This window comes from Dorea sp. AGR2135 (assembly GCF_000420885.1).
Classification (GTDB): domain Bacteria; phylum Bacillota; class Clostridia; order Lachnospirales; family Lachnospiraceae; genus Dorea; species Dorea formicigenerans.
Genome location: NZ_ATVU01000054.1, coordinates 1 through 8,915 on the forward strand (window position 1 = coordinate 1; position 8,915 = coordinate 8,915).

9 protein-coding genes are annotated in these 8,915 nt (G+C 36.8%); 1 reads left to right on the plus strand and 8 read right to left on the minus strand.

The annotated features are described in order from the left end of the window. Window positions 1-32 precede the first annotated feature (32 nt). The 3 genes from G593_RS0117735 to G593_RS0117745 form a co-directional block, all read right to left on the minus strand. Window positions 33-641: a recombinase family protein gene (locus tag G593_RS0117735; protein WP_022356371.1), complete on the minus strand. Its 609-nt coding sequence runs from the start codon at window positions 639-641 to the stop codon at window positions 33-35. A 521-nt stretch (window positions 642-1,162) separates the two neighbouring features. Continuing rightward, window positions 1,163-1,729: a glycine/betaine/sarcosine/D-proline family reductase selenoprotein B gene (locus G593_RS18920; RefSeq protein WP_242827135.1), complete on the minus strand. Its 567-nt coding sequence runs from the start codon at window positions 1,727-1,729 to the stop codon at window positions 1,163-1,165. A gap of 150 nt (window positions 1,730-1,879) precedes the next feature. After that, complete coding sequence (locus G593_RS0117745; RefSeq protein WP_005342618.1) at window positions 1,880-2,512, minus strand: TetR/AcrR family transcriptional regulator C-terminal domain-containing protein; 633 nt, start codon at window positions 2,510-2,512, stop codon at window positions 1,880-1,882. A gap of 339 nt (window positions 2,513-2,851) precedes the next feature. On the opposite strand from G593_RS0117745, the gene G593_RS0117750 reads away from it, so the two are divergent. After that, complete coding sequence (locus G593_RS0117750) at window positions 2,852-4,567, plus strand: L-lactate permease (RefSeq protein ID WP_029732541.1); 1,716 nt, start codon at window positions 2,852-2,854, stop codon at window positions 4,565-4,567. A 290-nt stretch (window positions 4,568-4,857) separates the two neighbouring features. Here the strand turns inward: G593_RS0117750 and G593_RS0117755 are convergent, their stop codons facing one another. The 5 genes from G593_RS0117755 to G593_RS0117775 form a co-directional block, all read right to left on the minus strand. Beyond that, window positions 4,858-5,274 carry a hypothetical protein gene (locus G593_RS0117755; RefSeq protein ID WP_029732543.1) on the minus strand — a complete coding sequence of 139 codons (417 nt, stop codon included), beginning with the start codon at window positions 5,272-5,274 and terminating at the stop codon, window positions 4,858-4,860. 30 nt (window positions 5,275-5,304) lie between these two features. Continuing rightward, complete coding sequence (locus tag G593_RS0117760; protein WP_005342624.1) at window positions 5,305-6,399, minus strand: alpha/beta hydrolase; 1,095 nt, start codon at window positions 6,397-6,399, stop codon at window positions 5,305-5,307. 285 nt (window positions 6,400-6,684) lie between these two features. Next, complete coding sequence (locus tag G593_RS0117765) at window positions 6,685-7,101, minus strand: hypothetical protein (protein ID WP_005342626.1); 417 nt, start codon at window positions 7,099-7,101, stop codon at window positions 6,685-6,687. 34 nt (window positions 7,102-7,135) lie between these two features. Beyond that, on the minus strand, window positions 7,136-8,272 hold the full coding sequence (locus G593_RS0117770) for an alpha/beta hydrolase (protein ID WP_029732545.1): 1,137 nt from the start codon (window positions 8,270-8,272) through the stop codon (window positions 7,136-7,138). A gap of 237 nt (window positions 8,273-8,509) precedes the next feature. Then, the gene (locus tag G593_RS0117775; RefSeq protein ID WP_005342630.1) at window positions 8,510-8,728 is read right to left on the minus strand and encodes a hypothetical protein; all 219 of its coding nucleotides are present in this window, start codon (window positions 8,726-8,728) and stop codon (window positions 8,510-8,512) included. Window positions 8,729-8,915: the final 187 nt, after the last annotated feature.

Below are 8,915 nucleotides of genomic sequence, written 5' to 3' on the forward strand. Positions count from 1 at the left end.
AAAAGGTGTACCTTTTGAGAGTTCAGAACAGACTATTTCCGCTGTAATAGGCGGTATTCCCTTAATTTCCGATAGAATGTAGCTTCGCTCATTTTGCATATTTCCAAGACTTCCGACAGAGGAAGCCTTTTCTTTTCCCATTCATGGACAAGCTCTCCGAAATTCTCTGGAAGCGTGATTTCTGGTCTGCCGAATTTAATTCCTTTTGCCTTTGCCACCGCTATGCCTTGTGCCTGTCTTTTTCTGATGTTCTCACGTTCATTTTGTGCGACAAAGGATAGTATCTGTAACACAAGGTCGGCAATGAACGTACCCATTAAGTCTTTCCCATTTCTGGTGTCCAGTAAGGGCATGTCTATGACGCATATATCAATCCCTTTTTCTTTCGTCAGTATTCGCCATTGTTCCTGTATTTCAAGATAGTTCCTGCCTAAACGGTCAATACTTAGGATATAAAGTAAATCGCCTTGTTTTAGCTTTCTGACGAGCTTTTTATATTGTGGACGTTCAAAGCTCTTTCCAGACTGCTTGTCTATGTAGATATTCTTAGAAAGCACGTTCCGCTTTGAGAGTTCAACAATCTGTCGTTCTTCGTTCTGGTCTATGCTGGAAACCCGAACATATCCATAAATCTCTGCCATTTATTATCAATCCTCCTTTGCTATGGATATAGAAAAGTATCATAAACAAAAAAAGCACCTTACTGTAAAAGTAAAATGCTTTCGTTAAAATATATTCATTTGTTATCATTATTCGATTTCTGCCATTGAGAAGATACGCCTTATCACACAGCTTGTAAAGAGTGCTGACGCATTGCGTTGCAACAGGCTCTTGACAAGCTATGAGCTAAGACGTTGATAACGAACAGGCAGAAATGAGATAGTGTGCCGTTTCACGACATAGAAAAAGACGCTCTTTTTTCAAGCGTCGATTTCTTATAACTCTGTATTTCTTTGTATAAGTCGTTACATAAGGCTCTTTCATTTGTTGTAATTTCGTTGTAATTTTCCCTATTTTCTTTTTGCTATTTTGTCGTTAGATACTGTATTTATGCGGTTTTTCTTAGTTTAATATCTGTTTTTGCATATAAAAAAGAACCTCTCATTACAGATTTTCTTTTTCTGCAATAAAAGATTCTTTTCTTATTTTCTTATATTCCTTCTTATTCGATGACCTGCTGTAACTGATTTAACGTTTCCATGACTAATCGTCTGCGCTGTTCTTTTTCCTGTTCCAAGGGCAATTGCGGATTTCCAAAGGGATAACAAACATTATTACCTTTTACTATCCTCACACTACCAGAGTCAATAGCTATGCGCGTCAGATTGGTAACCTGTACAACCGGAATTCCGATATTTTCAATTTCTTTTCCAATATAGGTTCCACATCGAGTACTTGTTCCACACGCTGATGTAATAATCACAGCATCCACTTCATATTGTCTGATTGAAGATGCAATTCGTTTCCCGAGACGAATACTTTCTTCTGTCGATGTCATCACTCCTGCTGTTGTTAGAAAGATATCACATAATTTTCCAATAATTCCTTCTTTCTCCAACTCTCTCATAATATCTACCGGCAACAAACGATTCGGATCTGCATTCACATACTGATTATCATACCCCTGATGGCTGACTTCATATTTGTCTGGCTTCAATGCCTCGCAGCCCTGAATACTGTACGCCAGACATATTTTTGCGTTTTTCGTGCGACACCATGATAACCTCACTTTGAAAATGTTCTCCCCGATGCTTTTTTAACAACATCTCAAGGCATCTTTGGGGCGCTGCTTCCTTATAATTAATAAATGGAACTATGTTATCTTGATTTTTTTCTCCAGTCAGCCCGTCAGGAATTGAATAAATATACTCTGAACGTTCTAACATGCTTTCAAACACTTCTTTCTGCCAATCATATTCGCTTTTTCCATATGCTCTCCCAGCATTCGCTCTTCTGTTAAATGTGCATAACCTGAAGCTTCAAATTCCAATACTGCATGTACTTGTTCAAAATAACTCATATAATTATCTCGCATTCCATCCTTGACCCAGTCCGAAATAATTCCAACGAAAGAATGCGCTTTCATTTTCGCCATGAGCTGCAACTCTGACTCTGTTAATTTAAATCCGGATTCGGAATAGCGCATGTCAATATTAATTTTCCACATTTCATAATAAAGATCATTCAGATATTCATATAATGAATTCTGACCCACGTACTGAAAACATGCAAGATAGAATTTTCGATTTGCATATAAACACTTACATACATTTAAAAAGCTATCTGTCAGTTTAGATGGATCATTAAACGAATTTACATTTTGAAGCATATCCGTATAAAAAACCCAGTTAATTAATTCGTATTTATCTTGAAAATGATAATAAAATGTGTTCCTGCTTATATTACAATAATCTGTAATATACTTGACAGAGATTTTAGATAATGGTTGTTTCTCCAATAACTTCTTTAATGCGGTCGCCAACGCTTCTTTCATTATCTGATTATTAGCCATACATTACACTCCTTTGAGATATTTACTCTCTTATAAGCTTTAAATTGTATGTTTTTTCTCTCTAACAATATTCTATTATAGATTATTTAACCAATCAACCTCAATCATTAATTATTTTTTGTACATTTTAGCGTTTTTGTCTAATTTTTCATCCCATACAATTTATTAGTTCAATATTTTCAACAAAAAACAACACACTTTTTTTATTGTTCATATTTAAAACAGACAACGGCTTTGTAAAATGAAATCCCCAACTTTTTTTGTTATTCTAAAACCATGAAATATGCCATTTTCTACTGTTATCAACAAGCACATTTCGCATTTTAGGAGGGATTTTTTATGTATGCACTTATTGCTGCTATTCCTATTTTCTTGACCGTCATACTAATGGTCGGCTTTAACTGGCCGGCAAAACGGGCCTTGCCCGCATCTTGGCTTATTGCCTGTTTTGTTGCCGGATTTATCTGGAAAATGGGAATACTCGAAATTGGTGCTCAGACTCTTGCGGGTTTTCTGAGTGCTTTTGAAACACTTGCAATTATTTTTGGTGCAATCTTACTTATGAATATTTTGAAACAATCTGGCGCAATGGCTTCTATTAATAATATCTTTTCAAATATTACAAAAGATGCCAGGATTCAAGCAATCCTTGTAGGATATGTATTTGCCGGATTTATCGAAGGCGCTGCCGGATTTGGAACACCTGCTGCACTTTCTGCTCCAATCTTAATCTCACTTGGATTCCCACCGTTGGCAGCAGCTGCTGTATGTTTAATTTACAACTCTACACCTGTTTGCCCGGGGCCTGTCGGTGTTCCAACACTGACAGCTTCCAGTGTTGTATCCTCTTCCGTAACAGCTCTTGGCGGTGATCCGGATAAGTTTACCGCTATGCTGACCAAATGGACCTGTATTCCACATATGGTTGGTGGTCTGTTCATTATTTTTATCGGACTTTGTGTCCTTTGTAAAGTCTTCGGAAAAAACCACAGTTTTAAAGATGCATTAAAAGCACTTCCATTCTGCATCCTTACAGGTGTTGTTGTCGGAGTTCTCTATCTTACAATGGCAGTTTTTGTAGGTCCAGAATTAACTTCTATGGTTGCTTTTCTTACAGCATTGCCAATCTTAATCCTCGCTGCCAAAAAAGGATTTTTAATGCCAAAAGAAGTTATGACTTTTGATGGAGTGGAAAAATGGGGCGACCAAAGCTGGCTTTCAACGCAAACCGTCAGCCAGCCACAAGATAAAGGTATGTCGCCTGTTAAAGCATGGATGCCATACGTAATCATCAGTATTATCCTTGTTTTAACACGTGTTGGCTTTTTCAAAATAAAACCGATTCTCACAGATGAACCATTTATTCTGCACATTGATCATATTCTTGGATTTGACACGATCAACTGGGATTTTAAATTCTTATGGAATCCTGGTATTATGCCATTTACATTAATTGCTCTTATTACCATTCTGCTTCACAAAATGAGTAAACATGAAGCCAAGGTAGCAATCAAAGATTCTTTTTGTCAGATATCCGGTGCTGCTATTGCATTACTTTTCGGTGTTGCCATGGTTAATCTTTATCGCTACACAAGTAATGCTAACATAGGTGCAAAAGTTGCTTCCACAGTAATTGATACTTTTGATTATACAAACAGTAGTATGTTATATGTCATGGCAGATGCGCTAGCAAATATTTTTCATGGTGCATACTTTATTATCGCTCCATTTATCGGTGTACTCGGCGCCTTTATGTCAGGATCATGTACCGTATCCAACACCTTATTTGCTTCCCTGCAATTTGAAACAGCTTCTCTGCTAGGCATGTCCCAGGTATTGATTGTAGCCCTTCAAAACTGTGGTGGTGCAATTGGAAATATGGTATGTATAAACAATATCGTATCTGTATGTGCTACAACTGGAACCAGCGGTAATGAAGGTAAATTAATCAAGACCAACATTATTCCTTGCATCATATACTGTGTAATTGTTGCTACCGTTGTCGGAATCTTCATGGCATCAGGAATTAACCCAATGCCTGAATTATTAAAGTAAGAGAATCAAAGTCATCTGTCCAAACATTACAGTCGTTTTAAACATATACTTTCTTATTATCATATTATCAGAGGGTGTCGCAAAATCATCAAATCAGAGGATTGAGCGATACCCTTGCTCTCTGTATAAAAATCCGAAAGCTTTCATACCCCCGAACAAGTTATTACATTTGAATAACAAAAGTACAGATCCTTTTCTGTTTAAGGTATAACAAAGGGGCTGCTGCTCCAGTAGATTATCTATCTACTTTTGCAACAGCCCCATTCATTAAACAGGATTCTAAAAACTATCTATATTGCGAGCTCTTCTGCATCATCAATATCTGCATCACATTCATCAACCATATAATCTACAGCTTCCTGTGCAGCATCCATATGTTCTGCATCTCCCATGACTGTCAATTCATTTCTTTTAATGTTCAGCACTTTTCCGCTTTTTTGGATATGCTGATAGGTCTTAGAGATCTCTTCTGCCTCCAAAGAAGTCGGACAGAAAATTCCAACTTTATTTTTTTCTGCATAATCCTTTAACGCTTCCAACTGCTCATATCCTTCTTTTACTTTTCCACCTGTCACATAAATAATCCCAGGTCTTGGATTAATTTTTACAGTTGCCATAGTCGGCGGGGATGGAATAAACACCTGTTTTGTATCACTCTCTGGGTCAATAAAGTATCCAAGTCCTTCATATTCTTTAAATTCTACCATAATAATCACCTTTTCATCTGATTATTTCAATCAGTTCTTTTCATTAAATTCTTCGACTGTCCATGGACGTCTTAAATCGTTTTCAAACATATCTTTGAATTCCTTTTCATTCACTGCATTAAACAGCTGTGCGTACTCTGCTGTTGGATCGTCTTTATCCAATACATTTGCTGCTGTTGACAATGAACAATGCTGACTTCCGCCCCAGTTATGAAGTTCAACATAAACACCTGCAGCTGCAAGTTTACTTGCATAATCATAAGCCTGATCCACACCATTATCATTAGCCATAGCATGAATGAATGTTGGTGGTAATCCTACACATTCTTCTACCGTAGCGCGTCCTGGGAATGCTTCTGCCGGAACATCAACCATATTGTTCATTTTTCCTAAGTATTGACGTGCAGATTGTGCAGCATCAGAGCCACCCCAAAATGCAGAATTTATACTTAATGAGCGATATTGTGGCAACGGACGATCATCAATAATCGGCACCCATACCAGACAACCGCGTGGTGTGATTCCACGTTTTTTCAGTCTGTGACACAGAGCCAATGACAAATGTCCACCAGAACTATTACCATGAATAATAATCTTATTAGCACTAATATTCAGTTCTTTTGTATGCTCTGTAAGGAAATTATATGCAGCTTCACAATCATTCATCGGTTGTGGATACTGAGCGCCCATACAAAGTGTGCGGTAATTAAAGGTTGCTACCGGAACTCCATACTTATCTGCCCAATCTTCAATTGCAGCTGTAAAGCGGAAACATGTTGTAAGTCCTCCGCCTGGAATTATAAGAATGCATGGACTATTTCTCTTATAACGCCATTTCCCTTCTCTTGGATTTGCAACAAGAACTTTTACTTTTGGAGCATCTGGTTCATCAATACAACCTTTTGCTTCATATTCTGTTACACGGCTCCAATCATAATCTGGCAGGTAATCTTTAAATCCATCTTCCGCATGTGCTGCAAATTCCTGTCGTTCTTCAAATGACAGATCATCATTTAAAAGTACTTCTGCATATCCAACAGAATTTCCCATCAGTGCATATGCCTGCTCCAGTTCTGGATGTGCCCATTTAACATCATCACGAATTCTAAATTTTTCAAGTCCCATTTTTTTACCTCCCTGGTTTCTTAATCCCTATTCATAACACATGATACTTTTTCCTTCGGAATTAATTTTCAAAAAAAGTTACTGCAATAACTTTTCTTTCTAATTTAATGTTACCACTTCATTCTATATCTTTCACTCTTCATAAATTCAGAATGTTCAGAATTTGTACACTTCTCTATACTGCACAAAAAGCCCTAATGTTGCAGCATTAGGGCTTTTTAATTAATCTTGAAAGAGAAAAAACATGTGTTACAAATATTTATATTATTAAGTTACAATATTTACCTATAATGAAAATTTTTCGACTGTATCCAACTCCGCATCATACTCATCCAATACATAATCAACTAACTCTTCTGCCTGCTTTGTATGATCATCGTCTGATTTTACTGAAATTTCTTCTGGAACAATATTCAATTTTTTAAAATTACCAACAGCATACTGATATGTTTTTGCCAATTCTTCCACACCCGTTGCCTTTGGGCACAGAAATACGACTTTATTATCTGCACAATATTTCTTTAATTCTTCAAGTTTTTCATAAGATTCGTTAATTGCTCCACCCGTTACATAAATTACTGCTGGTCTTGGATTTGCTTTTACCGTTTGTTTTCCAACCAAAATTACGGTAATTTCTTTTGTATCACTTTCCGGATCTACTGCATAACCCAACTCATCATATTCATAAAAATCTACATTCATACCTGTACCTCTTTTCATTTTTTATGAAATGCCATTACTCACCAAATTTTTCTTTAAACGCAGCTTTATAATCTTCCACAACCCATGGTCTTCTTAAATCATATTTAAAACAATCTTCTATATTGCTATCAAACATTTGTGCAATACGAATAGAGTAATCATTTGGTTCACCACAATTCTTAATGACTGACCATACTCCATTGTTATGATGAGCTCCTCCAAACACATGATATTCAGCAAATGAATGTGCTTTCAAAAGCTTCGTGTAAAATTCAATATTTCCAAAAATATCCGGATCCATTTCACTTTGATACATAAATGTTGGCGGGAATCCAATACAATCCTCTACTGTTGCATGATTAGCAAGTGCCTCTGGTCCTACCCTGTTAGAATCAAAGTTTCTACCTAACCATCGATATAATCCATCATGCTGTTCAACAGAATCCCATACACCACTATAGAAAGAAGATCCATCTTTCTCTCTATCGTCTGTCTGTGCACTAACCGTTACAATTCCTCTTGGACTATATCCATATCTCTTCAAACGGAATGCTAATGCCAATGCAAGGTGTCCGCCTGTACTTGATCCACTCAATACAACTTTGTTTGGATGAATACCAAGCATATCCGCATTGTCATCCATCCATTTATATGCTGCATGTAGGTCATTGATTGCAGCCGGATACTTTGCCTCCCATGAAAGTCGATAAATCGGAACAATACCAATGCATTTATGTTCCTCACAAAGTCGCTCAATCGGATATGCATTAGGATTCAGTGAAACGAGTGCTCCTCCAACCACATAGTAAAGCACACGATTCTTACGTGGTTTTATATTTTTAGGTTTCACTACCCACACTTCCACTGGTGTGTCAGGCTCTTCTTCACACCCTGGCACTTCGTGTTTTTCGATATCGCAGGTATGTTCTGTACTCCACCACTGATCATAATATGCCTGCTGTCTCTTTTTTCCCAACTTAAGTTTTTCTTCATCCGAAACTTCTGGGTTGTACAAAGTTGCCGTCTCAACATTTAAAGCCGGATCTATGTACCAGAAATCTGCTCCATCCGGGTGTCCCCATTTCGAATCTGTAATGTCGGTAATCCTGTTACTTTCCGCAATAAGTTGAGATCCTTTGTCATTCAATTTTTCAAAATTTCTCTGTGACATGCCATTTCCTCCTTACATAACATATTATCTTTTTTCAAGGTCTCTGATTCCTTGTCTTACTGTATGTATATTATAGTTTTATAAAAATATGAAATCATTGTTTTTTAAAACAAAAAAAGAAGAAGATTTTTGTATTTTCTGGCAATTAATTCTTCTTCTTTAATATTCTATATTTTCTGTCATTTATTTTCTAAACTTTGCATTCACTTTGTTGTAAATGCTGATATGCAATAATTGCTAATTGTAATCGAAATCTGGTAAATCATCCAGATTTTTCACCAAAGAGCCTACTACCGCACTCCAAGTTCTTCCTGAAATGACCTTTTTTATCTCTTCAAAAACATTTTTTAATTCTTCATGAACCACACTTCTTCGAATATTATTTGGAAAGGGAACAAATGAAATCATAGTCTCTCCATCTAAAAAAGAAAGTAAGTTTTCGTTTTTCTGTGTCACATAATTTGAAACAATTCCTTCTGCCTGTGTGAACTACCCATTGTCTAAAGCCAATGGGCTTCCTGCTTCGCAGACCTCGTAACCTACTATCTCCACAGGCGTTAATTCGGACAGTCCCTGTCCTATATTGTTATTCCTTTTATGCTATTTGTCTTAATCCTTCTTCCAGTATATTCTTTGCCGCATT

Coding starts and splice junctions, on each gene's coding strand:
- G593_RS0117735 (WP_022356371.1), bottom strand. CDS start 641: ATGGCAGAGATTTATGGATATGTTCGGGTTTCCAGCATAGACCAGAAC.
- G593_RS0117745 (WP_005342618.1), bottom strand. CDS start 2,512: ATGGCTAATAATCAGATAATGAAAGAAGCGTTGGCGACCGCATTAAAG.
- G593_RS0117750 (WP_029732541.1), top strand. CDS start 2,852: ATGTATGCACTTATTGCTGCTATTCCTATTTTCTTGACCGTCATACTA.
- G593_RS0117755 (WP_029732543.1), bottom strand. CDS start 5,274: ATGGTAGAATTTAAAGAATATGAAGGACTTGGATACTTTATTGACCCA.
- G593_RS0117760 (WP_005342624.1), bottom strand. CDS start 6,399: ATGGGACTTGAAAAATTTAGAATTCGTGATGATGTTAAATGGGCACAT.
- G593_RS0117765 (WP_005342626.1), bottom strand. CDS start 7,101: ATGAATGTAGATTTTTATGAATATGATGAGTTGGGTTATGCAGTAGAT.
- G593_RS0117770 (WP_029732545.1), bottom strand. CDS start 8,272: ATGTCACAGAGAAATTTTGAAAAATTGAATGACAAAGGATCTCAACTT.